Annotated in this window: 23 protein-coding genes and 1 pseudogene; 16 read left to right on the forward strand and 8 right to left on the reverse strand. The window is 72.7% G+C overall.

What is annotated here, in order from left to right:
- Positions 1–222: 222 nt before the first annotated feature.
- The gene (locus tag ACSNOK_RS02240; RefSeq protein ID WP_436778816.1) at positions 223–750 is read left to right on the forward strand and encodes a gamma carbonic anhydrase family protein; all 528 of its coding nucleotides are present in this window, start codon (positions 223–225) and stop codon (positions 748–750) included.
- A gap of 107 nt (positions 751–857) precedes the next feature.
- On the opposite strand, the gene ACSNOK_RS02245 is transcribed toward ACSNOK_RS02240, so the two are convergent.
- Together ACSNOK_RS02245 and ACSNOK_RS02250 are read right to left on the reverse strand one after the other, a co-directional pair.
- A complete protein-coding gene (locus ACSNOK_RS02245; protein WP_436778817.1) occupies positions 858–1,442 on the reverse strand; it encodes a TerD family protein in 585 nt (194 codons plus the stop codon).
- 449 nt (positions 1,443–1,891) lie between these two features.
- Positions 1,892–2,482 (reverse strand): TetR/AcrR family transcriptional regulator, encoded by a 591-nt coding sequence (locus tag ACSNOK_RS02250; protein ID WP_436778818.1) that lies wholly within the window; start codon positions 2,480–2,482, stop codon positions 1,892–1,894.
- 87 nt (positions 2,483–2,569) lie between these two features.
- On the opposite strand from ACSNOK_RS02250, the gene ACSNOK_RS02255 reads away from it, so the two are divergent.
- The gene (locus ACSNOK_RS02255; protein ID WP_436778819.1) at positions 2,570–3,412 is read left to right on the forward strand and encodes an SDR family NAD(P)-dependent oxidoreductase; all 843 of its coding nucleotides are present in this window, start codon (positions 2,570–2,572) and stop codon (positions 3,410–3,412) included.
- A 122-nt stretch (positions 3,413–3,534) separates the two neighbouring features.
- On the opposite strand, the gene ACSNOK_RS02260 is transcribed toward ACSNOK_RS02255, so the two are convergent.
- Positions 3,535–4,176, reverse strand: a complete 642-nt coding sequence (locus tag ACSNOK_RS02260; protein WP_436778820.1) for a winged helix-turn-helix domain-containing protein — start codon at positions 4,174–4,176, stop codon at positions 3,535–3,537.
- A gap of 205 nt (positions 4,177–4,381) precedes the next feature.
- Here ACSNOK_RS02260 and ACSNOK_RS02265 point away from each other — a divergent pair, with 205 nt between their 5' ends.
- Positions 4,382–4,768: a hypothetical protein gene (locus ACSNOK_RS02265; protein ID WP_436778821.1), complete on the forward strand. Its 387-nt coding sequence runs from the start codon at positions 4,382–4,384 to the stop codon at positions 4,766–4,768.
- A gap of 326 nt (positions 4,769–5,094) precedes the next feature.
- Here the strand turns inward: ACSNOK_RS02265 and ACSNOK_RS02270 are convergent, their stop codons facing one another.
- The gene (locus ACSNOK_RS02270; protein WP_436778822.1) at positions 5,095–6,396 is read right to left on the reverse strand and encodes an MFS transporter; all 1,302 of its coding nucleotides are present in this window, start codon (positions 6,394–6,396) and stop codon (positions 5,095–5,097) included.
- A gap of 172 nt (positions 6,397–6,568) precedes the next feature.
- Here ACSNOK_RS02270 and ACSNOK_RS02275 point away from each other — a divergent pair, with 172 nt between their 5' ends.
- From ACSNOK_RS02275 to ACSNOK_RS02300, 6 genes and pseudogenes are all read left to right on the forward strand, one after another.
- On the forward strand, positions 6,569–7,609 hold the full coding sequence (locus tag ACSNOK_RS02275) for an ABC transporter substrate-binding protein (RefSeq protein WP_436778823.1): 1,041 nt from the start codon (positions 6,569–6,571) through the stop codon (positions 7,607–7,609).
- On the forward strand, positions 7,599–8,711 hold the full coding sequence (locus tag ACSNOK_RS02280) for a FecCD family ABC transporter permease (protein ID WP_436778824.1): 1,113 nt from the start codon (positions 7,599–7,601) through the stop codon (positions 8,709–8,711). Before ACSNOK_RS02275 ends, ACSNOK_RS02280 begins: the two co-directional genes overlap by 11 nt.
- 34 nt (positions 8,712–8,745) lie before the next feature.
- Positions 8,746–9,666: an ABC transporter ATP-binding protein gene (locus ACSNOK_RS02285; RefSeq protein ID WP_436778825.1), complete on the forward strand. Its 921-nt coding sequence runs from the start codon at positions 8,746–8,748 to the stop codon at positions 9,664–9,666.
- A 243-nt stretch (positions 9,667–9,909) separates the two neighbouring features.
- Complete coding sequence (locus tag ACSNOK_RS02290) at positions 9,910–10,815, forward strand: Rossmann-like domain-containing protein (RefSeq protein WP_436778826.1); 906 nt, start codon at positions 9,910–9,912, stop codon at positions 10,813–10,815.
- On the forward strand, positions 10,812–11,921 hold the full coding sequence (locus tag ACSNOK_RS02295; RefSeq protein ID WP_436778827.1) for a GHMP family kinase ATP-binding protein: 1,110 nt from the start codon (positions 10,812–10,814) through the stop codon (positions 11,919–11,921). Before ACSNOK_RS02290 ends, ACSNOK_RS02295 begins: the two co-directional genes overlap by 4 nt.
- Positions 11,842–12,916, forward strand: a pseudogene (locus ACSNOK_RS02300) (pyridoxal-phosphate dependent enzyme). The gene ACSNOK_RS02295 and the pseudogene ACSNOK_RS02300 overlap by 80 nt, the downstream one beginning before the upstream one ends.
- A gap of 221 nt (positions 12,917–13,137) precedes the next feature.
- Here the strand turns inward: ACSNOK_RS02300 and ACSNOK_RS02305 are convergent.
- Together ACSNOK_RS02305 and ACSNOK_RS02310 are read right to left on the reverse strand one after the other, a co-directional pair.
- Positions 13,138–15,441, reverse strand: coding sequence for an NACHT domain-containing protein (locus ACSNOK_RS02305; RefSeq protein ID WP_436778828.1), 2,304 nt, complete (start codon positions 15,439–15,441; stop codon positions 13,138–13,140).
- 387 nt (positions 15,442–15,828) lie between these two features.
- Positions 15,829–16,290 carry a hypothetical protein gene (locus tag ACSNOK_RS02310; protein WP_436778829.1) on the reverse strand — a complete coding sequence of 154 codons (462 nt, stop codon included), beginning with the start codon at positions 16,288–16,290 and terminating at the stop codon, positions 15,829–15,831.
- A 499-nt stretch (positions 16,291–16,789) separates the two neighbouring features.
- Between ACSNOK_RS02310 and ACSNOK_RS02315 the strand changes: the two genes are divergently transcribed.
- From ACSNOK_RS02315 to ACSNOK_RS02330, 4 genes are all read left to right on the forward strand, one after another.
- Entirely contained in the window at positions 16,790–17,164 is a 375-nt protein-coding gene (locus ACSNOK_RS02315; protein ID WP_436778830.1) for an RICIN domain-containing protein, read from the forward strand.
- A gap of 169 nt (positions 17,165–17,333) precedes the next feature.
- A complete protein-coding gene (locus ACSNOK_RS02320; protein WP_436778831.1) occupies positions 17,334–17,984 on the forward strand; it encodes a C39 family peptidase in 651 nt (216 codons plus the stop codon).
- Positions 17,985–18,195: 211 nt separating this feature from the next.
- Positions 18,196–19,707 (forward strand): enoyl-CoA hydratase/isomerase family protein, encoded by a 1,512-nt coding sequence (locus tag ACSNOK_RS02325; RefSeq protein ID WP_436778832.1) that lies wholly within the window; start codon positions 18,196–18,198, stop codon positions 19,705–19,707.
- Positions 19,707–21,056, forward strand: a complete 1,350-nt coding sequence (locus ACSNOK_RS02330) for a hypothetical protein (RefSeq protein WP_436778833.1) — start codon at positions 19,707–19,709, stop codon at positions 21,054–21,056. The genes ACSNOK_RS02325 and ACSNOK_RS02330 overlap by 1 nt, the downstream gene beginning before the upstream one ends.
- A 140-nt stretch (positions 21,057–21,196) precedes the next feature.
- On the opposite strand, the gene ACSNOK_RS02335 is transcribed toward ACSNOK_RS02330, so the two are convergent.
- Positions 21,197–22,060: an isocitrate lyase/PEP mutase family protein gene (locus ACSNOK_RS02335; protein ID WP_436778841.1), complete on the reverse strand. Its 864-nt coding sequence runs from the start codon at positions 22,058–22,060 to the stop codon at positions 21,197–21,199.
- 407 nt (positions 22,061–22,467) lie between these two features.
- Between ACSNOK_RS02335 and ACSNOK_RS02340 the strand changes: the two genes are divergently transcribed.
- Positions 22,468–22,944, forward strand: a complete 477-nt coding sequence (locus tag ACSNOK_RS02340) for a hypothetical protein (protein WP_436778834.1) — start codon at positions 22,468–22,470, stop codon at positions 22,942–22,944.
- A 114-nt stretch (positions 22,945–23,058) separates the two neighbouring features.
- On the opposite strand, the gene ACSNOK_RS02345 is transcribed toward ACSNOK_RS02340, so the two are convergent.
- Complete coding sequence (locus ACSNOK_RS02345; protein WP_436778835.1) at positions 23,059–23,562, reverse strand: MarR family winged helix-turn-helix transcriptional regulator; 504 nt, start codon at positions 23,560–23,562, stop codon at positions 23,059–23,061.
- Positions 23,563–23,817: 255 nt separating this feature from the next.
- Between ACSNOK_RS02345 and ACSNOK_RS02350 the strand changes: the two genes are divergently transcribed.
- Complete coding sequence (locus ACSNOK_RS02350; RefSeq protein ID WP_436778836.1) at positions 23,818–25,212, forward strand: 3'-5' exonuclease; 1,395 nt, start codon at positions 23,818–23,820, stop codon at positions 25,210–25,212.
- A complete protein-coding gene (locus ACSNOK_RS02355) occupies positions 25,209–25,895 on the forward strand; it encodes a DarT ssDNA thymidine ADP-ribosyltransferase family protein (protein WP_436778837.1) in 687 nt (228 codons plus the stop codon). Before ACSNOK_RS02350 ends, ACSNOK_RS02355 begins: the two co-directional genes overlap by 4 nt.
- Positions 25,896–25,907 lie beyond the last annotated feature (12 nt).

Raw genomic sequence — 25,907 nt, forward strand, 5'->3', positions numbered from 1 at the left:
GTCGTCATCAACCTAGTGAGATGCCTGATTTCGGTAAAGAGGGGAGTACACGCTCGATAGATCCCTCGTGTGGGGGATGAGGTGCATTACTCCCGGCCCTGGTGGGCAGGTAGCGGCACGGGCGGGACGCGGGGCCGGGCGGGGGAGGGGAGCCGGGACGTACGGAAAGGGAACCGCGTGGAAGGACCGGGTGAAACGGGCGGACGACCGCTCGTCCGCGGCGTGGCGGGACGGCTTCCGCGGGTGGACCCCACCGCCTTCCTCGCGCCGACGGCCGCGCTCCTGGGAGCGGTGAGCCTGGCGGCGCGGGCGAGCGTCTGGTACCACGCCGTGCTGCGCGGCGACTTCGACACCATCGACATCGGCGAGGAATCCAACGTCCAGGACGGCGCCGTCCTCCACGCGGACCCCGGCTTCCCCGTACGGGTCGGCGCGCGCGTCACCATCGGGCACAACGCCACCCTGCACGGCTGCGAGGTGGCGGACGACGTCCTGATCGGCATGGGCGCCGTCGTCCTCGACGGCAGCCGCATCGGCCCCGGCTGCCTCCTCGCCGCCGGCACCGTCGTCCCGCAGAACCGGCAGGTACCCGCCCGGTCGGTCGTGGCCGGCCCCACGGCGACCGTCGTACGCACGGCCACCCGCGAGGACCTCGACGCCATCGCCACCGCGGCCCGCCTCTACCTCGGCCTCACCGGGCTCCACCGGCAGACGGCCGAACCGCCGGCTTCCGGCGACGGGGGTTCATGAGCACCGGCCCCGCGAGCCGTGGACCCCCGCGCCGGCCGGCCCCGGCCCGTACGGGCGGCCGTCGGCCGTCTGACCGGAACCTCCGCCGCCCGTCGGCGCCGCCGGCCTTACTTGCTGATGGCGAAGCGCATGAGGGCGTGCTCGTCCCCCTGCTTGATCTTCCCGGTCTCGTTGATGACCTGAAGCTTCCAACTGCCGCCGACCCGGATCGCCTTGGCGACCGCGCAGCCGTTGTCGGTGCTGAGCAGGCTCGGCCAGATGTCGGCCACCTGCTGGCTGCTGCCGCCCGTCGCGTCGTACACCTTGAAGCTGATGTTCCGGGCGCTCTGGAAGGAGCTGTTCTTCTTGAACGCGGCGGCGATGAACACGATGGAGGTGACCTGCGCCGGTATCCGTCCGAACTCCACGGTCACCGTCTCGTCGTCGCCCTCCCCGTGCCCGGTCTGGTTGTCGCCGCTGTGCACCAGCGAGCCGTTGCCCATCGGGTCCAGGGAGTCGAGACCGGCGAGGCGCACCGGGTCCGAACCCTGCATCGCGACGGCGATCAGGTCCAGGTCGGTGCCCTGCTTCCGCTTGAACTTCCCCATCAGACCGCCCGCGCTGCCGGAGCTGGGGTCCCAGGAGACGCCGATGGACAGGTGGGTGACGCCGTCCAGGTCCGCCGGGCCGTCTTCCTTCGTGAGCGTGATCATGAGCTCTCTTCCTCATACGCGATGACGTGCTGTAAGGGAAAGTGTGCCTGGTCGGATCTTCCCTCGCGGGGGCGCCCCCGGGCATGAGGCGGGGGGAACCTCGAGCATGGGGGTGCGGGAGCGCGCTCGCGCGACGCCGAGGGCGCCTTCACGCGCCCGGGGCGCGAGGCGAGCGGGCCGGGCAGGCCAGAAAGCGGTGAGGCGGTGACGGGTGGCGGACCGTCATCGTCCCCGGGCTCACGCCGTACGTGCCGTCAGATGCTGCCGAGCGGGTTCGATGTCGTGGGCGGGCCCAGGCGGTGCTCCGTAGCGGACAGGGTCGATCGTGGAGCCGATTGTTCGTCGGCGCTCACCTCGCGGCGCTCGTGGGACCGCTAACCCCCGGCAGGTGCACGAGAGTTGTACGGACCGGGCATCCCCCGGCTCTCCGCTCCTCCTCCGCCGCCGGTTCAGTCTCCCGCGCCGGGGAAGGCCCGCATCGCGAGGTCGACCGCGCGGCCGAGGTCCTGGGCGGTCGCGCCGGAGGACGCCTGGACGGCGATGCCGTACCAGACGAGGCAGACGTAACGGGACAGGTCGCCGGGGTCGGTATCGGCGGGCAGGTCGCCCTCGTGGACGGCGCGTTCGAAGCGTTCGCGCAGGGCGTCCTCGGAGGCGTGTCGCCGGGCGGCCGCCTCGGCGCGGACGGCGTCGGCCTGCCCGCCGGTGGCCAGGGCGCCGTGGACCATGAGGCAGCCGGGGCCGTCCTCCCCGGTGGCGGCGGTGATGGTGCCGCGCAGCAGGGTCTCGGTGACGGTTCGGGCGGTGGGCTGCCGGAGCGCGTCCCGTACGTGGACGGCCGTCTCCATGTAGCGGTCGAGCACCTTGCGGAAGAGCGCCTCCTTGTTGCCGTAGGCGGCGTACAGGCTGGGCCGGCTGATGCCCATCGCCTCGGTGAGGTCGGACAGTGCCGTGCCTTCGTATCCCTGCCGCCAGAACACCCGCAGGGCGCGGTCGAGCCGTTCGTCGAGGTCGAATTCGCGTGGGCGTCCGGTCGTCATGGGCTGTCTCCGTCCAGGTTCTGTACTGATCGGTATGGTAGCGTCCTCGTTCAGTACCGATCGGTACAGAACTGGGGAGGGTTTTCCATGAACACGAATGCGACGAACACCGCCGACACCGCGCCCGGCGCGAACGCGGAAGCCGCGAACACCCCGGCCTTCCGCGAGGCGGGCCCCCGCGACGGACGGCGGCTGACCGGCAAGGTCGCGCTCGTCACCGGCGGATCACGGGGCATCGGAGCGGCCACCGCGCGGATGCTGGCCGAAGCGGGGGCGGATGTCGCCGTCTCCTACGCCGCGTCGTCCGGCCGGGCCGAGGCGGTGGTCGAAGAGCTGACCGCTCTCGGCGTCCGGGCCGCCGCCTACCGCGCCGACCAGGCGGACCCCGCCCAGGTCGCGCGGCTGGTCACCACGGTCGCCGAGGACTTCGGCCGGCTGGACGTCCTGGTGAACAACGCCGGAGTGATCGCCTCGGGAGCGGTCGGCGACCCGGACGCGGACACCGCCGCACTGGACCGGCAGTACGAGGTCAACGTCGGCGGCGTCGTGGCCGGCATCCGTTCCGCCGCCGCGGTACTCGCCGACGGCGGACGCATCATCACGATCGGGTCCAACCTCGCGGCCCGTACCGCCTTCCCCGGCGTCGCCGACTACGCGGCGGGCAAAGCGGCGGTCGTCGGATACAGCAAGGGCGCCGCACGGGACCTCGGGCCGCGCGGCATCACCGTCAACGTCGTCGCGGCCGGCTCCACCGCCACCGACATGAACCCCCAGGACGGACCGACCTCGGACCGCCAGCGATCCGTCAACGCGCTGGGCCGCTACGCCCGGCCCGAGGAGATCGCCGCCGGGGTTCTCTTCCTCGCCGACCCCGACGCCTCCTTCGTGACCGGTACGGTCCTCACCATCGACGGCGGCAGCCTGGCCTGAGCGGGTACGGGGGGCGGCCCGCTCCCCTCCCCGGCGGGCAAGGGTTCGCCGTACGAGATCCGGGACGGGCCCGTCCGCGGCGGCCGACGAGGCAGAGGGGGTGCGATGCCCTCTGGTAGGTATCAGTCGACCGCCGTGCCGGTCGAAGTCGTCGCCGGCTCTCCGCCGGGGAGCGGGAGCAGTCGCGTCACGGCGGCCACCGCCACGGCGTCCCGCGGCCGTCGGTCCGTACGGCGGTCACGGTCGCGGTAGTCGGCGACCAACCGGCGGATGGAGGCGGTGAGTTCGGCCGCCTCCGCCGACGTGAGGTGGAGTACGGCGCTGAAAGACTCGTCCTGCTGCCACGCTGCGGGAGTCCGGTCCGGGCGGGCCGCCCGGCGCCGGGGGCCGCCGCCTTCCGAGGCGCGGGCGACGTCGGGGCGTGTATCTGGTTCCTCAAGGCGGCCGCCAGGGCCCGTCCGATCGGGATGTACGAGCTCCCCGGGCTGTTCGGGCGAGCCCCACCGCAACTGCCACGGCCGGGCCCGGCCGCCCTGGCGCGGAGCCTCCTCGACGAGGCCGTGCCGTGCCAACTGGCGCAGGTGGAAGGAGCAGAGACCCGAACTGTGGCCGAGGCGGGCGGCGGCCTCGCTGGAGGTGAGGGTGCCCGTCTCGGCGAGGAGGTCCAACAGGGCGATCCGGACCGGGTGATCCGGGAGGGACCGCGGGGCGCGGTCGGACCGAGGGCCCGCGGCGGCTGGGGTGTGACGGTTGCGTTCACTCACTTTGCAAAGAGTGCTACGGCGCAAAGCGCTTGGCAAGCCGTCAGGCCGTCGCACGGCGCTCGGCACCGCCCCCATCAACGGCCCGCGTGCTGCGCCGACCCGTTCGAGTGATGGCAGGGGAAGCGGCCTTTCGCACCCACCGTCGACTATCACACTGCCGGGAGGATCGACGACACGGTCGACGAGTACAGGAGGCCCACTCACCATGCACGCCATCGCCAAGAAGGTGTTCTCCGGAATCGGGGCCGTGACCGCGGCGCTCGGCTGCGTCCTCGTCACGGGTCCGCCCGCCGCGGCGGCGGGCAAGTGGTGCAACCACTCCGTCTGCATCGAGACCTACGACACGGGCACCTACCTGGGCCGGGTCGAGGTGTCGGTCACCAACACCAACCAGCCGAACCGCATCAGCGCCCGGGTGTGGACCACCAACGGCTGGAGCGCCCGCACCAAGGTGGAGGACGTCGCGAAGTTCAGGACCTACCGCGACCAGGCTTATCCCCAGCGCCACTTCCCGGCGGGTACCCGGCTCTGCGCGGAGGGCTTCCGGGGCGACAGCAGCGTGGGGCTGCCCTGCGTCACGCTCACCAACTGAGGAGGCTCAGGGGCGGCCAGGCCGGCGGGAGCGACCCCCTCGGAGGGAGGGAGCGCCGGGCGCCCGCGCTCCGTACGGCCTGGGCCCGGACCGGCCGACCGGCCGCCGCTGCCCTGCGGCGGCGGGGGTGGGGTTCGGGCACAGGGGAGGCGCGCCCGGCTCCCCGTCGTTCGGCGCGGCGACCGCCGACGGCCGGCGAGTCCCGCTGATGACCCACCCCACGGTTTCGCTCAACGCCGAGGCGGCGATCGGCGAGATGACTGCCGCGGCCTCCTCCGGGGCCGCTGACATCGGCACTCGCCGGCCCGCCCCCGCACGGGACGGCCTCAGTCCGCCGCCCGCGGGACCCCGCGCGCGAAATGACGCGCGGTCGGCACCAGCGCCGCGGCGGCCGGAACGACGAAGCAGGCCGCGGCGCACACCGCCAGGACGGGCGTGACCCCGAACGCGTCGACAGCCGGGGCGATGAGCGCGAGACCGGCCGGCGCCAGCCCGTAGGAGACCAGGAAGTCGAGCGAAGAGACCCGGGCCAGCTTGTCCGGGGCGACCTCGCGCTGTGTCGCCGTGAACCACGGCACGTTGAACAGCTCGATCCCGGCCCCGGCGACGGCGTACGCGGCGACGACCACGACCGGGTGCACGGGCAGCGTCAGGCTCAGCGGGGCGACTCCGTACGCCGCCAGGCCCGCCAACGCGGCCCACCCCTGGGAGCGAGGCCGGAACCGGGCGACGAGCAGGGCCCCGCCGAGCGCGCCGAGGGTGTACGCGGTCGTGGACGCGGCCAGCACCCACTCCGTGCCGTAACGGTCCCGGCTGACCAGGGGCAGCGCCACGGCGGTGGCGGAATAGCCGAGCGCCACGACCGCCACGAGGGCGGCCAGTCCGGCGAGGAACCACGGGTGACGGCGCGCCTCGCGTATCCCGTCGAGGAACTCGGCGCGGAAGCCGGACCGCGCGGCCGGTGCCGTCGAGGCGACGGGGTGGGCGGAGACCTCCGCAGCGACGGTCGAGGACGCGCTCCCACGGGCACCCCGGCCCGGTACCAACGCGGCCACCAGCCACAACAGACCGATGCCGAGCAGCAGCGACCGGACGCCCAGGAACGCCGCGAGCAGCGAGGTGAGGGCCGGGCCGGCGAGGGTGGAGGTCCGTACCGCCAGGGTCATGGCGGCGTTGGCCCGTTGCCTGTCCTCCGGGGCGACGGTCTCGGCGGTGAGTGCCTGGAACGCCGGGCGGCAGGCACCCTGTCCGGCGCCGGCGAGAACGGCGGCGGCCGTCATCAGCGCGAGCGAGTGGCCGAGCCCGGCGCCGAGCAGGGGCGCGGCGACCGCCGCGGCGAGGGCCGACCACAGGACGACCGCGCGGCGTGCGTGCCGGTCGGCCAGCACCCCGCCGACGGCGACGGCGGCGAGGAAGCCGGCGGTGCGGGTGGCGAGCACCACACCGAGCCCGGCGGCGCTCAGATCGTGGTGGAGAACGGCGAGCCCGAGGACGAACGGGAGGGCCCAGGTCGCGAGACCGGAAGCGGTGGTTCCCGCCCACAGGCGCAGGAAGGCGGGGTCGCGGAGGACCGAACGCGGGGGAGGGGACGCCGACTCGGCGGCCGGCGGGACGGATGTGGTCGTCACGGTGTGGATGCTCCTCAGGGCGGGGGCGGCGGTTCCGGGAACCGCACCCGGACTCGTTAATGAAAATGAATACCATTACAGTACCCTTCGAACGCGGCACTTTCGTCCCGTGCACGACAACCCGCACGCCCTCTCCCGCGCCCTCCTCCTTCCCTTCCGTATCGGAGCCCCTATGCGTCACCCCAATCGCCTCCGCACCGCCCTGGCCGGGTGCCTGATCGTCGTCTTCACCGCCGCGGGCTGCGGCGCGCCGGGCGCCGAGTCCGACGACGCCGGCGCCGCCTCCGCCTCCGCCTCCGCGAAGACCTCCGTCACCAGCTGCGGCCGCCAACTGGCCTTCGTCGGGCCGCCGAAGCGGACCGTCACCCTGGACCAGACGTCCACCGAGATCCTGCTGGAGCTCGGCCTCCAGGACCGGATGGCGGGTACGGCCAACATCAAGACGAAGATCCCCGACCGGTACGCGACCGCGTACGCCAAGGTCCCCGTCATCGCCCCCAAGATCGCCACCGGGGAACAACTCCGGTCGGCCAACCCGGACTTCGTCCTCGCGGGATCCGCGGACCTCTTCACCAAGGACCGGGCCGGCACCCGCGAGGAACTGGCCGCCCTCAAGGTCCCCACCTTCGTCAGCGCCGTGGACTGCCCACAGCACCGGCGCGGCGGCACGTCCCCGTTCGAGCTGCTCTTCTCCGACTACGAGAACCTGGGCAAGGTCTTCGGCGCCGAGCGGCGCGCGGGCCGGCTCGCCGCCGAGCAGCGGGCGGCGGTCGCCAAGGCGCGGGACACCGCGTCGCGGACCACCCGGAACGCGGACCGGCCCACCGTCGTCTACCTCTACTCCGTTTTCAACGGCACGCCCTATGTGGCGGGTGGGACCGGACTGCCCAGCGAGATGAGCCGGATCGTCGGCGCGAAGAACGTCTTCGACGACGTGAAGGAGGACTGGCCGGAGGTCTCCTGGGAGGAGATAGCCAAGCGGAATCCGGACGTCATCGTCATCGGCGATCTCTCCGAGCGCGGCCGTCCCGGCGACAGCGCCGCCGAGAAGCGGACCGCGATGGCCGAACACCCGGTGGTCTCCCGGCTCGCGGCGGTCCGCCACAACAGGATCCTCGAAGTGCCGGGCATCGAACTCGACCCCTCCGTACGCTCGGTGCACGCCCTAGGCCTGCTGGCCGACGGACTGAAGGACGCCGGCCGTGTCCGCTGAGCCCGCCGTCCGGAGGGATCCGGTGGACCTCCTGCTCCCGGCGGCCCGGGGGCACACGGTCGCCGAAGCGCCCGGCACGTCGGGGGAGCGGTCCGCGACCGCCCGCGCCGGCCTCCTCCTGCTCGCCCTCGCCGCCCTCGCGGGCTCACTCGCGGCCGCCGTCCGCCTCGGTACCACCGACGTGGGGTGGACCGCTCTCGCCCGCGCCCTGGGCACCCGTCTCGGCCTGGACGTCGAGCCGCTGCCCCCGCTCGTGGACTCCCTCGTCTGGGACCTGAGACTGCCGCGCGTCCTGATGGCGGCCCTCGTCGGCGCCTCGCTCGCCGTCTGCGGCACCGTGCTCCAGGCCGTCACCCGCAACGCGCTCGCCGACCCCTACCTCCTCGGCGTCTCCTCGGGCGCGTCCACCGGGGCCGTCACCGTCGTCGTCCTCGGCGTCGGCGCGACCGCGCTCGGGACCACCGGCGGTGCGCTGCTCGGCGCGCTGCTCGCTTTCGGCCTGCTCCTGCTGCTGCTCCGGCGCACCGGGCCGGACGCGACGCGCATCGTCCTCACCGGCGTGGTCGTCGGCCAATTGTTCACGGCGCTGACCTCGCTGGTCCTGATGGCCTCGGCGGACGCGGACACCACGCGGGCCGTCACCCACTGGCTGCTCGGCTCGATGGCGCCCGCCCGCTGGGACACCGTCCTGGTCTGCGCGGTCGTCACTCCGCTGGGGCTGCTGCTCGCGTGGCTCTCCTCGAACGCCCTGGACGGGCTCGCGTTCGGCACCGACACCGCCGCCTCCCTCGGAATCGGCGTACGGCGCACGAGAACGCTGCTGCTCGTGGTGACGGCCGTCCTGACCGCCGTGGCGGTGGCGACCGTCGGCGCCATCGGCTTCGTCGGGCTGATCGTCCCGCACGGCGTCAGGTTCCTCGTCGGGCCGTCACACCGGGTCCTGCTGCCGTACGCAGCGCTCGCCGGCGCGGTGTTCCTCGTATGGACGGACGCGGTGGCGCGCGTCGCCTTCGCGCCCCGCGAGGTCCCCGTGGGCGTGATCACCGCCCTGCTGGGCGTGCCGCTCTTCCTCCTCGTCCTGCGCAGGAGAGGTGAACTGTGATGCCGACCGCGCCATACGAAGGGAACCGAGAGCCGTGAGGATCACCGCGGAAGGGCTGACGTGGTCGGTGGCGGGCACCCCGGTCGTCCGCGACGTCAGCCTGGACATCGCCCCCGGCGAGACCGTAGGACTGCTCGGCCCCAACGGCTCGGGCAAGTCCTCGCTGCTGCGCTGCCTGGCCGGGCTGCGAACCCCCGACACGGGCACGGTCCGGTACGACGGCGCGTGCGTACGAGGCTGGACCGCGCGCCGGATCGCCCGTCACGTCGCCTTCGCCGAGCAGGACGCGGGCGCGGACAGCGAGCTGCGGGTCGCCGACGTCGTCGGCCTGGGCCGGACGCCGTACCGCGACCGGTGGCGCGGACCGGACGCCACGGACCGCGCGGTGGTCGCCGCCGCGCTGGAGCGCGTCGGACTCACCGCCCTCGCCGGCCGCTCCTGGAAGGCGCTGTCCGGCGGGGAACGCCAGCGCGCCCACATCGCCCGCGCGCTGGCTCAACGGCCCCGCGCACTCCTGCTCGACGAACCCACCAACCACCTCGACGTCAAACACCAGCTGGAACTCATGGAACTGCTGGCGGCCACCCCGCAGACGGTCCTCGTCGCGCTGCACGACCTGTCCCTCGCGGCCCGGTACTGCGACCGGCTGCTGCTCCTGCACCAGAGCCGCCTCGTCGCCTCCGGCCCTCCGGCCGCCGTTCTGACCTCCGGCCGGCTCGCCGAGGTCTTCGAAGTGGACGCCTCGCTCGGTACGGACGGCCGGGGGCGCACGGTGGTCGCCTTCGGCGGACCGTTGGGCGCCGGCCGCGGGCGAGCGGCGGCCGGGGGCGGGGGAGCGGCGGTCCGGGAAGGTGCGACGGGGTCGGACGCCGGCACGCCGACGCCCGAAGGCGTCCCCCGAGGGAGCCGGGACCGTTCAGCCGAAGCAGGGGCTGTTCGGCGGAAAACAGCCTGACAGTTCCGAGACGCCGTCCGGCCGGAGGAACCGACCGGGTCACCGAGCGGGCCGCTCGTGCCCGCCGGGCGGCCTTCAGCCGGCGGCGGGCAGCCGGTCGCGCGATCCGCCCCGCGCCGGCCCACGAGCCCTCACCGCCCGCTCACCCCACCACCCCACCCGTCCCGATCCCTCTCTCAAGAAGCCGATGCCTCTCCCCACGAGGGACGGCACCGCGACAACACACACCCACGAAGGAACCCCATGACCCCCACGAACCCGTCAAGTCCCCGCCGCATCCCCACGGCACCCACTCCCGTCCCTACCCTCACCCGCGCCACCACCGCACCCCCCGCCGTCGACGCGCTCACCGCCTCGGTGCTCGCCGGCGAACACGGGCCGCTCCCCGCGGAATCCACCGTCACCAGCGTGTTCTGGCTCCACCACGGCACCCGGCTGGCCGGTGGCGACACCACGTACCTCAACCAGTACGTCCTCGTCCGCCTCGGCGACTCCTTCGGCGGGTGCGCCTTCGAGGCCGGGGAGATCGAACCGTCCGTCTGCCGCGAATCCTCCGGCGCCCCGCTCGACGTCCTGCTGCGCGACGCGCCGCGTCCGCTGCGGATCGCCGCGCTCGACGCCTACCTCGCCCGGGTCCGGCCGCACCGCGCGGCGGCGACGGCGGGGGAGGCCGAGGCCGTCGTCCTCCCCGCGGGCACCCCCGAGGTCCGCGCGAAGGCCCGGGACGCGGCCGTCGCCGGGCTGCTGGACATCGCGGAGGGAGCCGTGGTCGGCCTCATCGGCGTGGTGAACCCGCTGGTCGCGGCGGTACGCGAGCGCGGCGGCCGGCCGCTGCTCTGCGACTTCAACCTCAAGACCACCCAGTGGGGCGACCCCGTCACCGACGACATGCACGAGGTGCTGGACCACGCCGACGCCGTCGTCGCCACCGGAATGACGCTGAGCAACGGCTCGTTCGACGTCATCCTGGAGCGGTGCCGGTCCCGGGGCGTACCGCTGGTCGTGTACGCGCAGACCGGCAGCGCCGTCGCCCGGGCCTTCATCGGCTCGGGCGTGACGGCGCTGTCCGCGGAACCGTTTCCCTACTCGCAGTTCAGCGCGGAGGAAACGGTTCTGTATCGCTACCGGGCAGCGGCGGGCCACGCATGAAGTCCGCCGTCCGCCGCCCGGCCGCGCCCGGCACCCGCCGCCCTGCCGGTGCCGGCCCCCTTCACCCGGCCGACCTCGACCCGCCCACCGGCACCGGGTACGCCCCTTGCCACCATGGCGAAATCCTCCAAGGTGTCTTCCTCGACGGTGCCGGCCGGCGGTGCGCGGGGCTGGTCACCCTGCCCATGGCCGGCCGGGGCAGCACCGCCGAGTTCATCCGCCGGACCGGTACGCCTCCCGAGGCGCTCACGGTCGTCCCCGCCGGCCGTACGAAGGCCGCCCGGGCCGCCGCCCTCACGGTCGCCGAATGTGCCCGACGGACCGGACGGCCCCCCGAAGGCGGCGAGTTGCGGCTCGCCGGCGACGTACCGGTGGGTCTGGGCATGGGCAGTTCGACGAGCGACGTCATCGCCGCCGTCCGCGCGGTCGCGGACTCCTACGGCCTGCGGCTGCCCGCCGGGACGGTGGCCCGGCTCTCCGTCCGGGCCGAACGGGCCAGTGACCCGCTGATGCTCGACGGCCGCCCGGTGCTCTTCGCCCAGCGCGAGGGCCGGATCCTGGAGACCCTCGGCCCGGCCCTGCCGCCGCTGGTCGTCGTCGGCTGCGCACTCGGCGGAGGAGCGCCCGTCGACACCCTGTCCCTGCCCGCCCACGAGGCCGACGACCACGACGTCCGGACCTGCGAACGGCTGCGGACGCTGCTGCGCAGGGCGGTGGCCACCGGTGACGCGCGGCTGCTCGGCGAGGTCGCCACCGCCAGCGCGACCCGTGGCCAACGGGTGCTGCGCCACCCGGAGTTCGAGGTACTGACGGGTATCGCCCGGCGGTGCGGGGCCGTGGGCGTGCAGATCGCGCACAGCGGCGCGGTGGCGGGCGCGCTGTTCGACCCGGCCACGCCGGGCGTACGGCACCGCGTGCGCGGCTGCCGACGCGCCCTGGACGCCCACGGGATCCCCGTGACCCGCACTTTCACCACGTTCAGCACCTTCGACACCTTTGGCACCCCCACTTCACAGGAGGTCTCGCATGGACCAGCACATCGCCGAGGCGATCGGCCGGCCCGACCTGGTACGCCTCGACGACCGGCTCGTCTGCCTGCGCTTTGAGACCATGAAAGTGGTCTCCGCCCTGGCGGCCGTCCGTCATCTGCTCGACACCGGGGCCGTACGGCGCGGGGACACCCTGCTGGACAGCTCCAGCGGCATCTACGCGTACGCCCTCGCCCTGGCCTGCCACCGCCACGGCATGCGGTGCCACATCGTCGGATCGACGACGGTGGACCACACCTTGCGCGTTCAACTGGACGCTGGGCGCCACCGTGGAACAGATGGAGCCGTGCAGCGACCTCAAGCTCGACCAGAAGCGCCGCGTGGAACGGATCCACGAAATCCTCGCCGAGCACCCCGAGTACCACTGGATGCGTCAGTACCACGACGACATTCACTACCTCGGCTACCGGCCGGTGGCCGACCGGATCCGGCGGACGGTCGGCACGGAGAGGCTGACCATCGTTGGAGGCGTGGGATCGGGGGCCTCGACGGGCGCCCTCGCCCGCCACCTCCGCGACGGACCCGACGGAACGGGCGGAACCGGCGGACGCGACGGGCACGACGGAACGGGCGGTGCCGACGGACCGTCCGACGTCGAACTCGTCGGCGTCCAGCCGTACGGCAGCGTCACCTTCGGCGCCGAACACGTGGCCGACCCCGAGATCATCATCGCCGGGATCGGCAGCTCCATCCCCTTCGGGAACGTCTCGCACGCGTCGTACGACATCCTGCACTGGATCTCCTTCGACGCGGCACTGGCGGGCAGCGTCGACCTCCTGCGGCGGCACGCGGTCTTCGCGGGCCTGTCCACCGGCGCCGGTTACCTCGCCGCCCGCCACGAACGCGAGCGCTCGCCCGACCGGACGGTCCTGTTCATCGCCGCCGACACCGGCCACCGTTACGTCGACACCGTCCACGCCCGCCACCGCGACGCCGTCCCGATCGCGGACCTCGCCCCGGACGAAGTGTCCGACCCGAGCGGCCTGGCCCTGCCGTGGTCCCGCATGCGCTGGAACCGCGCTCCCGCGCCTCCGGCGGCGGCGGTTTCGTAGCGCTCCGGACCGTCCCCTACCGACCCGCCCTGCCCCGGCATCCCCGAGGCGCGCTGCCCGCTCGCGGCGCCACCCCTTCCCGCAGGGGGGGGCGGGGCAGCCGGTTCTCCCGGACCTCCGCCGAGCCGGGGGCGGACGCCATGCGAGCCGATGCGGCGGTGCAGGGGGCCACCTGTGCCGGCGGCTTTCTCCGGCTCGCCGGGGACGTGCCCGGCGACCTTTTAGGAGTCACCCCGCGCCGGAGCGTCCGCGGACCCGCCGCGCCGGACGCACGGGCGCGGTACATGAGCGGAGGCCGCCAGCCGCTGCTGCAGGCTCGCGTGCCGGAACTGGTAGACGGAGCCGACCTGGCGCAGGATGCCCAGCCGGTGGGCCTCCGACAGGAACGCCTGGAAGCGCAACGGCAGGCGCCCCTGGGCGGTCAGAACGAGCCGCGCCACGCTGTAGTGCGGCCAGGCGAAGGCGGTGAGCGCGAGGACCATCCCCACGGGCAGCAGCTCGGACAGGGCGAACAGCGCGATGTCGGAGACCGAGGGCGAGGGACCGCGCCCGGTGGCGAGGCTCATCACCAGGGCGACGTCGTCCGGGAGATGGAAGAGGAGGGCCGCGGCCACCACGCCGACGAGGGTGACCGTCCGGTCGGCCCGCACCGAGTCGACCGGAGTGGTGACGTCCAGCCCCGAGGCGGACGTCCGGACCGAGCGGACGAACCCGAGGACGGCCCCGCACAGAGCCCCGGTGAGGATGCCGGTACCCCAGACGGCCATGGTGGAGACGGCGGTCCTGCGCGTCCACGGGTCCGACGGCCAGATGCCGATCAGCACGTACAGGTGGAGGGCCGCGCCGATGAGGACGGCCGCCCCGGCGACCGTCGCCAGGGCCCGCGGCAGCCGTTCCCGCCAGTGCGGCAACGTGAGCGAGCCCCGGCTCGGCATCTGAGGCGGGGCCGGCGGGCCGGACGCGAGGAGGACCAGGAAGATGCCCAGACCATAGACGGTGAGGTGCTTGAGGTTGTGCTGGACGGCCTCCAGCGTGCCGACGCGGGTGAACGCCCGCCGCGTCACCACCTGGAACAGCGCGTTGGTCAGCGCCCCGACCGACGCCGTCAGCGCGGCGGTGCGCAAGGGGCGGGGGCGTACGTCGACCGGGGGAGTGGTCCGGGCCGCGAGGCACTGCATGGCGAAGAGAGCGAGGGCGACCCCGCCCGTCACCATCAGGAAACCGGGCAGCTCCAGTTGCGGCCGGGGCCCGGCCGCGTGGTGGAGCGCGTACCCCGACAGGGCGGCCACGGCCGCGACGAGGCTCCATGCCGCGGCCCGGATCCAGGTGCGGTTCAGCAGGGGAACCCACTGGTGGAGCTGCCACCACGCCAGGTCGTGCGTGCCCTGACGGCTGAGCCCGTGAGCCAGGTAGGCGAGATGGCGCGGAGCGGACCGGACGGGCCGGCCGGCGGAGTGGCGGGCCCGGTCGAGCAGGCTGGGTACGAGCGCGTCGAGCAGATGCTGTTCGATCGCGTGCGCCGTGGGAAAGCGGCGGGCGTCGACGAGTTCGGCGGGATCGCCACCGGCGTCCGCGTACACCGTACGGGTCAGGGCCGTGAGCAAGGGGCTCTGCAGGGCTTGCGCGGCGGGCCCCTGGGGATGCTCGGCCACATGCCGGGCCAGAAGATCCCAGCGGTGCTGCGCCGGGCCGGGGCGTGCGGCGAGCCGCAGCGATTCGAGGGCGTCCACGGCGTCCAGGGGCGCCGGCTCGATGACGGCGGCCGCGGTCAGCACGCCCGACTCGGTGACCGCCCGGGCGTACGCGGTGGTGCGGCAGGTGAGGACGAGCGGCGCGTGGGCGGGGAAGGCGGCGTTCAGGGCCGCGAGTACGCGTGGCCGGCTGGGCGGAGGCAACTCGTCCAGACCGTCCAGGACGGGGATCACCAGCCGGGCGGCCAGCAGGTCGTCCACGGCGGTGTTCCCGTACGACCGGACGTCGCCGAGCGCCGGATAGCCGCCCGCGATCTGACGCGTCAGCCAGTCGTGGGCGCTGTGCCGTACCGGATCGAAGGAGGCGAGGGAGAGGAGCACCGGCACAGGGGCGCCGGGAGCGCGGTCGCGCAGCAGCGCGAGCGTCAGCAGGACGGCGAACGTGGTCTTGCCCGATCCGGCCGGGCCCAGAACGACCAGCCGACGGTGCGGCAGGCGCAGGAACGCGACCGCGAGATCCTCCGGCGTGTCCGCCCGGCACGAGACGGGGTCGCCGATCAGCCGGCGGTGGTCGGAGGCGTCGGGCAGCGCCGCGTCCCACCACAGGACAGGAAGTGGCGCGGGCGAGAACAACTGCCGCAGCATGGCCTCCTGTTCCCACTGCCGGTGCACGAGGAGAGCCAACGCCTCGGCAGCGTCGTCCACTTGGCGATGCGTGGAGCGGCTGGTCTGCGGCCGTGCTCGCCACGCCCACATGGCGAGCGCGCCGAACAGCCCCGCCGCCGCGATCACCACGGAGGCTGCCGCGCCCCCGACTTCCTGATCCCGTGGCACTTCCCGGATCAGAACCATGAGCAGGACGAGCACTGAGGCACCGCAGAGCAACCAGACCAGTGCCCACCGCCGCTGCATCTCCGCCCCCGATCCAGCATGCTCCGCCGGCTGCGCGACACACGGACAACGAGCGGACCGCGCCCAGGTTGCGTGCGCCGCGGTCGTCAGGATGGGCGCGCGTCCGAGCCGGAGTGGCTCCCGAAACGGTGCTCGTGCACGCCACCGGAACCCGCCACATGTGAGCCTCGGACGGTCGGCCGGGGAGATCCGCGGTCACCGCCGCGCCGCACTCCGTCTCCCGGCCGGTGGCCCGTCCTGGGCCCTCGGACACGCCGTCGACGTAGGAGCCCGTGGCCGCTCGGCACAAAGCTCGCGAACACCCTCCGGTCACAGCGGCTCGACCTCCAGCCAGCGGTCCCCCCGCGCCCCGCGGTACTCCAGCGCTTGCCAGCCCATGTCCCGGAGCGCTTCCGCGCACCGCCGGAGGGCGTCCGGCCGCTGATACCGAACGCGGCTGCCCGGCGGGCCGGTCCACTCGACGCGGACGCCCCCTTCGTGCGTACGCACCCGGTAGCCCGTCGCCACGCGCTCGCCGTCGGCGTCGACAGCGGAGGGCGGGATGCCGGCCGCCTCCAGCGCCAGCGCGACGGCGCGCACGGGCCGCAGACGCTCCCAGTCGGCGGGTGCCGACAGCGGCCTGCCGGCGGGCGGGTTCACCACTTTCCGGATCTGCCGCAGGCCGTCCATCGCCTGCCGCACGTCGGCCGCGCGCCCCTCGGCGCTCCGGCCGGGCGCGGGCGCCTCCTCGTCACCTGTGGCGGCACGGAACCCGGTCGCGTCGTCGTTCATGCTTTCAGGACCTCCCCTCTTCCCTTCCCGTGACGGGGTGTGCGACCGGGCGGAGCCGGGGCTCCTCGCGCGGAACCCGGTCGCGTCCCGGCTCGGTTCCATGATGCGGCCGGGGTCTGACAAGCCGGTGGAGCCGCCGGGAGGGGGAGGACGGCAGCGACGTCCGTCGGCCGCCTCCGCCGCGAGCCGGCCGCGCCGGATGGGCGGCGCCCGACTCCACCGCCCCCGAGGCGACGGGATTTCGCCTCACCTGTGGCGGGACCCGGCTCGTAGGGTCGACGCCGACGAACGCCCGTGCGCCCACCTGGAGGCACCTGTGAGCACGTCACGACGGTCTGGCTCATTACTGGCAGCGGTAGGGCTGGGCCTGACCGGCCTCTTCACGACACCGGCCATGGCGTCGGTCCCGTCCACGGCCCCCTCCACGGTCGCGGCTCCGGCCCCGGTGACGAAGCCGGCCCCGACTCGTGCCGACACGACTCCTGTCAAGGTCGGCTTCATGATCGCATCGAACATGAACAACAGATGCCTGGAGATCCGAGCGGGCAACACCGGCATCGGCGCGCTGGTCGACATGTGGGACTGCCACGGCGGCTCGAACGAACGCTGGTACTGGGACGGCTCCACCATCCGCAGTGATCTCAACGGGAAGTGCCTCGACATCGTCACCGGGAACAGCGAGAACGGCGCCGCGCTCAACATGTGGGACTGCCACGGCGGGGCCCCACAGCAGTGGGTCTGGGACGGTGCCCGGCTGCGCAACCCGGTGTACAACAGGTGCTTGACCATCGGTAACGCCAACTGGGGGAACGGCGCGTCCGTCATCCTCTGGGACTGCAACCTCGGCTCGCACCAGCAGTGGCACACCACTTAAGGGAATGGACCACGCAGGACGGCGCACGTCTCCCCTCGCGGCGCACGTCTCCCCTCGCGGGGCGCGGGTCTTCCTCGCGCGCACACCGCCCCGGTCGGCTCGGGGGACAGCGGCAACAGCGCCAGCAGCGCCAGTAGCCCCACCTGCCACGCGGATAGGCTCCAGTCCCATGACACACGCGAACACCGCTGTGCGGCCGGTGCCGTACCACGCCCAGTGGGCGTCGGCCCACCTCGTCGAGGACATCGTGACCGGCCGCATACGGGCGAGCGAGGACCCGGCCTGGGCGGACTACGGTGCGTCCAGCCCGGAGGAGTACGAGTGGTGGTCCTGGAGGCTCTGCGGTATCGCCTGCCTGCGCATGGCACTCGAACATTTCGGGCGGTCCGCGCCGAAGGCGATGGAACTCGCCCAGGAGTGCACCGCCGCCGGCGGCTACGTCAGGCACGAGGAGGGGCTGCACGGGCTGCTGTACGCGCCGTTCGCCTCCTGGGTGCGGGAACGGTTCGGGCTGGAGGCGGAGTCGCGCCCCGAACTGCCCGCCGCCGAGATCCCCGGCATCCTCGCCGGAGGCGGACTCGCGGTCCTGTCGGTGCACCCGTCCATCCGCCGGCCGGACGGCGAGCCCCCTGCCGCCAAGGGCGGCCACTTGGTGCTCGCCGTGGGGGCCACCGAGCACCATGTGCTGATCCACAATCCTTCCGGCTTCCCCGGCTCCTCCCAGCGGGACTTTCCGGTGCCCTGGGACAGACTGGACCGCCTCTACGCCGGCCGGGGCATCGTCCTCGGCGAGGCACGTTCCACGCCGGACTCCGCGTAACGCGACGCCCGCGGCTCCGAGACCCAGGCGCCCCGACGGGGCCCGGCGGCAACCGGCCCGGCCTTCGTACCACGGCTCGCGCACCTCGACGACGAGGGCCCACAACCGCGTCACACCCGTCGTTTCCGGCCGTCGCCGCCCCACGGCCGCGAAGGTGCGGCTCGCACGGATTGCGATTGAATGACCGGAGAGCCTCGTCTGGGAGTTCCGCATGCTGATGTCCGATATCGAGCGATGGCGGCGGGCGGCGCCGGTCCTGGCAGGCGCTCCCGGCCCGGACGGCACGGCCTTGGAGCGCCACACCGGGGCCGCCGACGCGCTCCTCGCCGCGCTGCCCTCACCCCCCGAGCGGAACGGGGAACAGCGCGGGATCGCCCGAACGGTCCACCACGACTGCCACCGCCTGCGGGCCCGCTTCCTCGACCTGCACGCCGAACGGGTCCACCAGGACCTCACCGACGACGGGAGGACCCCGCCGACGGATCTGGAGGACCTGGCGGACACCGCCGCCCGCCGCTTCCCCGGTCTCGTGCCCGTCCGCGAGCGGCTCGCCGAGGAACAGGCATTGCCGCTGGAACACAAGGAAGGCCTGGAGATCGCCCACGGCGTCCTCTTCCGCGCCCTGCTGCGCTCCCCGCGCGGCGGACCGTGGCTGCTGGACGCGGCGCTGCGCCCCACGGCACGGGCCAAGGCGCTGCTCCCGCGGTTCCGGCGTACCGGCTTCCTGGACCTGGAGACGGTGACGATCGAGCGCCGGGACTCCGTCGCGCATGTGACGGCCACCCGGACGCACTGTCTGAACGCGGAGAACAGCGCGTGTGTCGAGGCTATGGAGACCGCCGTCGACCTCGCGCTCCTGGACGACGACGTCCGGGTGGGGCTGCTGCGCGGCGCGCCGATGACACACCCCCGATACCTGGGGCGCCGCGTGTTCAGCGCCGGAATCGACCTCAAGGACCTGCACCGGGGCCGCATCTCGCTCCTTCCCTTCTTCCTCCGCAGGGAGCTGGGGTATGTGCACAAGCTGATGCGCGGCATCGTGACGGACGGGCGGACGGCGGGGCCGGACACACCACCCGGCACAGGGCGGTCGTCCCTTCCGGACAGGGCCTTTCCGGACAGGGCCCGTCCGGAGCGGGTCCGGCCCGAGGGGGTCTGGCCCGAGGGGGCGGTCGCCAAGCCCTGGGTGGCGGTCGTCGACGCGTTCGCCATCGGCGGCGGGGCACAGATCCTGCCCCTGTTCGACTACGTACTCGCCGGCGCGGACAGCTATCTGAGCCTGCCCGCCGCACAGGAGGGCATCGTGCCGGGCGCGTCCAACCTGCGCCTCGGCCGGAAGGCCGGGAGCCGTCTCGCCCGGCAGCTCATCCTCCACGGCCGTCGGATCCAGGCGCGCGAGGACGACGCCAAGACGTTCTTCGACGAGGTCGTGGAACCGTGCGAACTCGACGCGGCGGCGGCACGCGCCGTCGCCAGACTCGACGACCGCGCCGTCGCCGCGAACCGCCGCATGCTCTCCCTCGCGGAGGAGCCCGTCGACGCGTTCCGCGAGTACATGGCGGAGTACGCCCTGGAACAGGCGCTGCGTCTGCACAGCGAGGACGTGGCCGTCCGGGTGGCGCGCTTCGGCGACCGGGGGAGCCGCCGGGACCGCGACCGCGACAGTACAACCGCCGCCGGGAGCACCGAGGGGCGTGACCCCGGAATCCTGGAGAGCGCCTGATGCCCACACCCACGGTCGGCGGTGGCACGGGCGGACGGGCCGGGCCGGGCGGAGGGGACGGGCCGACCCTCGTCCTCGCCAACCGCATAAGCGAGGTCGTGGCCGACACCTGGCCGCCGTCCCTCGCGGCGAAGAGCGTCGGCCAGTCACTGCGCAAGGTCTGGCTCCTGCGGCCCGGCGACCTGCTGGTCGCCCCCGTCCCCGTACCGGAGCCGTTCCTGGCCTACGCCGCCGAATCCCTCGGCTTCTCCCCCTCGGACGTCCGGACGCTGACCGTGCCGAACGCCGCCGAGGGAGATCTGACCGCCGCGATCCGGCGCTCCGGGGCGGTCGACCGGCTGGTCGGGTCGTTCGCCCGGCGGCCCGGCGTACGGCTGTTGCCTTACGCCCTGGACGGCCCGGTCGTCCGGTTCGCCGACTCGCTGGGGGTCCCCCTCCACCCGTACGGCCATGAGGGCGTGCGGAACGGCGTGCTGGAGGCCGTCTACCGGCTGAACACGAAGAGCGGGTTCCGCGCCGTGGCACGGTCGCTCGGCATCCCTGTGCCACCCGGGTACGACCACGTCGACGAACAGGACCTGCCGGCCCGTGCCGGGAGGCTGGCCGCGGGCCATGACGTGCTGGTCAAACCGGCCCGCTCGGCCAACGGCTACGGCATTCTGCGGCTGAGACGCGGCGCGGGAGAGGACGAAACCCGGCGTCAGCTCGCCGAACACCTGGCCCGCACGGCCGCTCAACCCGGCGGGTGGGTCGTGGAGGAGCGCGTCGGCCCGGCGCGCGACGTCAGTGCGCAGGCGGTGGTGGAAACGGACGGCGTCCGGGTTCTCTACGACGGTGAGATGCGCGTCAGCGGCTCGTCCTTCCGAGGCTACCGCTCGCCGGCGCGCTGCCGGCCGTCCGTCCGGGCGGAGTTGGCCGGTATGGCCCTGTCCTTGGGGGAGTACCTGGCCGGACACGGCTACCTGGGGCCGTTCTCGATCGACGCGCTGACCACTCCCGACGGGCGGGTGTACGCGGTCGAGAGCAATGTGCGCCGCACCGGGACGACGACGCTGCACGCCCTCGTGCGCCGGCTGGCCGCCTCGCATCCTTACGCGTCCGACGCGCCGCCTTCCGTGTGGATCACCGACACCCGGCCTCCCACCTCGGCGTCTCCTCCGGGCCTGGAGGAGGGGGTCGCCGCGCTGCGGCGCGCGGGGCTCGCCTACGACCAAGGCCGGGGCCAAGGCGTGGTCATCGTCAACGACCCCGCCGTAGGCGGCGGATGGAGCTACTTGATCAGTGGCCCCGACGGCCCCTGGACCGACGAGACCGAACGCCGGCTGCGCGCGACGCTGGCGTTGAGCTGAACGGCCGGCGGCGCGCTGCCCGGCCGAACACTGGTCGACAGCTCCGACAGCTCCGACAGCTCCGACAGCTCCGACAGCTCCGACAGCTCCTGCGGTGCCCGAAGCGGTACCACCGACCGCGCGGGGAATTACGCGGCGCATCACGCGGGGACCTCGGACCGGACCGGCCGGTGTCCGCCAAGGTTCCGTTCCAGCAGCCGGGTCGCGGCCTCGACCCCGATGCCGCCCTCCTCCGTGGTGTTCGGCAGCCGGCCGTCCTCCTTCTTCAGCTCGACCAGTGCCCGGTCGATCGCGTCATGGGCCGCGAACAGGCACGGAGTGCTGTAGACAGCCACGTTCACACCCAGCTCGTCGAGTTCGGAGAGGGAAAGACGCGGGGATTTTCCGCCGGCGATCTGATTGAACAGCAGCGGCTTGTTTCCGAGAACGTCTCTTACCTCACGGACGAGTTCGGTACTGCGGATGCCGTCGACGAGGACGACGTCCGCCGAAGTTTTCGCCAAGGCTTCCGCGCGGCGCAGGATTTCCCGTTCCTCGGTGGCGTCCGTGCGGGCGACGACGACAAGGTCGTCACGGGCGGCCAGCACGAGTTCGAGTTTGGCCAGGTATTCGTCCAACGGCAGAACCGCCTTCCCCTCCGCATGCCCACAGCGGCGCGGACGCTTCTGGTCTTCCAGGACGACTCCGGAGGCGCCCGCCCGTTCCAGTCGGCGCACCACGTGACACGCCACCTCGTGGTCGACGTAGCCGTCGTCGATGTCGACCAGCAGATGGTGCTCGGGGAAGGCCGGGCGCAGCCGTTCCACGAAGCCGACCATATCCGGCCAGGCCACAAAGCCGATATCGGGAAGCCCGTAGTGAGAGGCGGCGAATCCGAAGCCGGACACGAAGAATCCGTTGTAGTGCCGGGCGGCGATGGAAGCCGAGTGCATGTCGTAAATGCCGATGAGGGGCGTGGTGCCGGGCAGTGTGATCTCGTCGCGCAGGGCGTTTCCGTATCGCATTTTTCCTCCGGTATTCGATGTGGTCGGTATTCGGTCGGTGTGAGGGGTGCACACGCTGGCAGAGATGCCCCGCCCGGCAAACGCCAACCCACGTAACAGTCATGACAGGTAATTTCATGGAAATCCGTCAATATGATTGATGCTCGCTTTACAGGACCAGGTCAGAGCGGTATCTCCCACGGGAGACGGACGGCTGGGCAGGCACTCCGGCCGGTCGCCACGGTCGTGGCCCGAGCCGCAAGTACTCGTCATGAAGGGGCCTCGGACAGCGGACGGACGTAGACCGACCCATCCCGAAGCGATAGCAAGGCGAGATGCCCCCGCCGTACGGCAGAGGCTGTGCGGGTGGATGCCACTTCCCGGGGTGACGGGACCGTCGCCGCTCGGTCGGGCGTAAGGTCGATGGCATGGCCCGCCACCGGAAGAAGCCGCGCCGCCTGGTCGCCGGCGGACGGACGTACTTGTGGACACTGCGCCACAGCCACCACGAACGGAAGGACGGCCGACCGGCGGGCTGCTGCCAGATCCTCGCGCTGTTCCCGCAGCCGGCCGGCACCGGCGGCGCGTTGCGCATCGTGTTCGCCGAGGGGCCGGACCGGTACGTCCCCGGCGGTTTCCCGCTGGGCTCCGGGGACGTGGGGTACGTCCGGGGGCCCTCCCTGAACCTGCACGAACCGGGCGCCGTGCGCGCCCTGCTCGACGCCGCGTCGGCCCGAGGGTGGGAGCCGGGCGGGCCGGAGGCGGTGGAGACGGACGGCTGGCCGCTGCTGGAGGAGGCGGCCGAGGCCCGGGCCCGGAACGCCGCCACCGGGGATGCGAGGAACGCCGGGACCGAAGCGGCCGGCGCTAAAAAACGAGGCGGCCCTGCGCCCGCACTTCACTGACGCGGGAGGCGACACAACCGCCCGCGTCCCGCGGAGGGGCCGTACCCCCCGAAACGGCGGCCCCCCGCGGAACAGCAGCGCCCCACGGAACCCGCACGTCCCCGCCCCACATCGTCACGGGCCACCGTCCGCCGGGGCGTCCGCTCCCGCGTCGTCGTCATCCAGCGCACTGCGCAGTCGGCTCAAGAGCGTCTCGAACTCCCGCAGTGTCTCCGGGGAGTACGCGGACAGGACCGCGTCCTGCCGCTCGTTGAACGGCCCGAAGAACTCGTCGGCCAGCTCCTCGGCCCGCCCGTTGCTGCGCAGGGTCACGATCCGCCGGTCCGTGTGCTCGCGGGTGCGCGTGATGTAGCCGGCCCGCTCCAGCCGGTTGAGCAGCGCGGTCATCGCTCCGGAGGAGAGGGAGATCCGCCTGCTGAGCAGGGCGGGGGAGAGCGGGGCCCCCGCCCGCTCCGCCGAGGCGATCTCCAGCAGGGCGAACGCGTCGGTGGAGTGCACGCCCAGCAGCGTGGCGAAGCGCCGCCCGAGCTCGGTGAAACTCGCTCCGTAGGCGCGCAACTCCTCGGCCAATCTGCCGCGTTGCGCGGCGACGTTCTCGGCCTTTCCGGGCTCCGGCATCCGCAGCCGCCTCTCGTCGTTCGCGCGGCCGAGGGCCCGCGCCCCGGACATCGGGGCCCGGGCACAGTCCGACAATGGCGCCCGCGCCCGGCGATGAACACGCGACGGCGGCACCGCCCCCGAGCAGGGCGAAACCCCGGCCGCCGGCCGAAGACCGTACATCGAACGACTTGTGCGATTTCCGGTCCGTCCGAGACGGCCGCTTCCTAACATGACATCAGGTTGGGGGAGCAGCCACGGGGAGGGATCGCGCGGATGAAGGTGCTCAGGCCGACACAACCGACGAGCGAACAGCTCACAGTGATCAACAACTACAAGCCGGGGGTGTTCGTCGTCCGGGGCGCCGCGGGCAGCGGCAAGACCACCACGGCCCTGTACCGGCTCAAGTTCACCACCGGCTTCTGGCAACGGCGCCGCCGTGACGGCTTCATCGACGGCCCCGTCCGCGTCTTGGTCCTCACCTACAACCGCACCCTGCGCGGCTACATCGAGGAACTGACCCGGGAGCAGCTCAAGGGCCAGGACATCGAGCTGACGATCTCCACTTTCGCGAAGTGGGCCACCGACCGGGTCGCTGGCGCGCGAATCCTGCAGGACCGGGAGCGCCGCGAGAAGCTGGACGCTCTTGCCGCCGCCCTGCCGCTGTCCGCCGACTTCGTGCGCGCGGAAGTGGACTACGTCCTGGGCCGCTTCACCCCCGACCGCCTCCCCGAGTACATCCAGTGCGAGCGCCAGGGCCGCGGCCGCGTTCCGCGAATGCGGGCACCCCTGCGCCGCCGGCTGCTGGAGGAGGTGATCCAACCGTTCCAGGAGTGGAAGAGGGAGCGGCAGACGTGGGACTGGTCCGACCTGGCGAACGCGATGGCGGCCCGGCGTACGGGCCACCCCTACCACGTGGTGGTGGTCGACGAGGCCCAGGACTTCTCCGCCAACCAGGTCCGGGCCGTCCTGACCCACCTCGCCGACGAGCACACGCTGACCTTCGTCCTCGACGCCGCCCAGCGCATCTACCCGCAGCGCTTCACCTGGAGCGAGGTCGGCCTGCACGTGGGCCCGCACAACAGCAAGCTGCTGCCGAAGAACTTCCGCAACACCCGCCAGATAGCCGCCTTCGCCGCACCGCTGCTCAAGGACGTGGAGACGACGGACGACGCCGCCATTCCCGACCTCACCTCCTGCACGGAGGACGGCGACAAGCCCTTGCTGGTCGAGGGCGCCTTCACCCGGCAACTGGACCATGTGGTGCGGTTTCTCGGCGATCTCGGGCCGGACAACGACGAGTCCGTCGCCATCCTGCACCCCAAGGGCTGGTTCGGCGAGGTCAAGAACCGCCTGAACGCCGCCGGACTGGCCTACGTGGAACTCACCCGGAACGCGGAGTGGCCGACCGGACCGGTCAACGTCGCGCTGTCGACGATGCACTCCGCCAAGGGGCTGGAGTTCGACCACGTGATCGTCGTCGGCCTCAACAGCGAGGTCATGCCGCACGCCACCGAACCCGGCGACAGCGAACGCGACGCCCACCTGCGCCTGCTGGCCATGTCCGCCGGCCGCGCCCGCAAGACGCTGACCATCACCTACAAGCCCTCCGAGGCCAGCGACCTCATCGCCTGTATGGACCCGGAGACCTACGAGGTGAAGACCGCATGACCACCACGGAACCCGGCCCGTCCGTAGCGGACGGCGAGAGAGACGCCGGGGGAGTCGGCGTGCTCGTCGAGGAACGCGAGATCACCGAGGTGGTGCACTTCACCACCAATCGAGGCCTGCTCGGCATCCTCGTACAGCGGGAGTGCAAGGCGCGGGCCCTCCTGGCGCGAGACGAGTACCTGGAGAGCATCTACCACCAGAACACGAAGTACCGCAGGGAAGACCGACGTTACCTGACCTACGTCAACCTCAGCGTCAGCGAACCCAACCACCGCTTCCTCCGCATCAGCAGCGAGGACTGGTGGGCGCACGAAGACCTGTTCTGGGCCGTCCTCAGCTTCGACCCGGTGATCATGACGCATCCCGGCGTCCTGTTCGCTCCCGGCAACATGGGCTATTCCGGCATCACCCCCGCCGCGGGGCGGGCCGGCGCCGAGGCCCTCTTCGCCGAACACGTCCCCCAAGGGTTCGGCAAGACGATGCGGCGCCGCCGCGACCGGGCGCCTCACCTGCCGACCAACCCCCAGGCCGAAGTGCTGTACCCGCGCACCGTCCCCACCCGGTACCTACGACGCGTCTACACCCTCACGCACGAGGACGCGGCGAAGGCCGAGGCCATTGTCAGTGCCAGCGGACATGATGAGGTGGACATCATCGTCGACCCGGTCACGTTCGGCAGGTAAGGACTACGGTGA

Origin of the sequence: Streptomyces sp. URMC 126 (assembly GCF_051386555.1) — a bacterium.
In the GTDB taxonomy this organism is placed as follows: Bacteria; Actinomycetota; Actinomycetes; order Streptomycetales; family Streptomycetaceae; genus Streptomyces.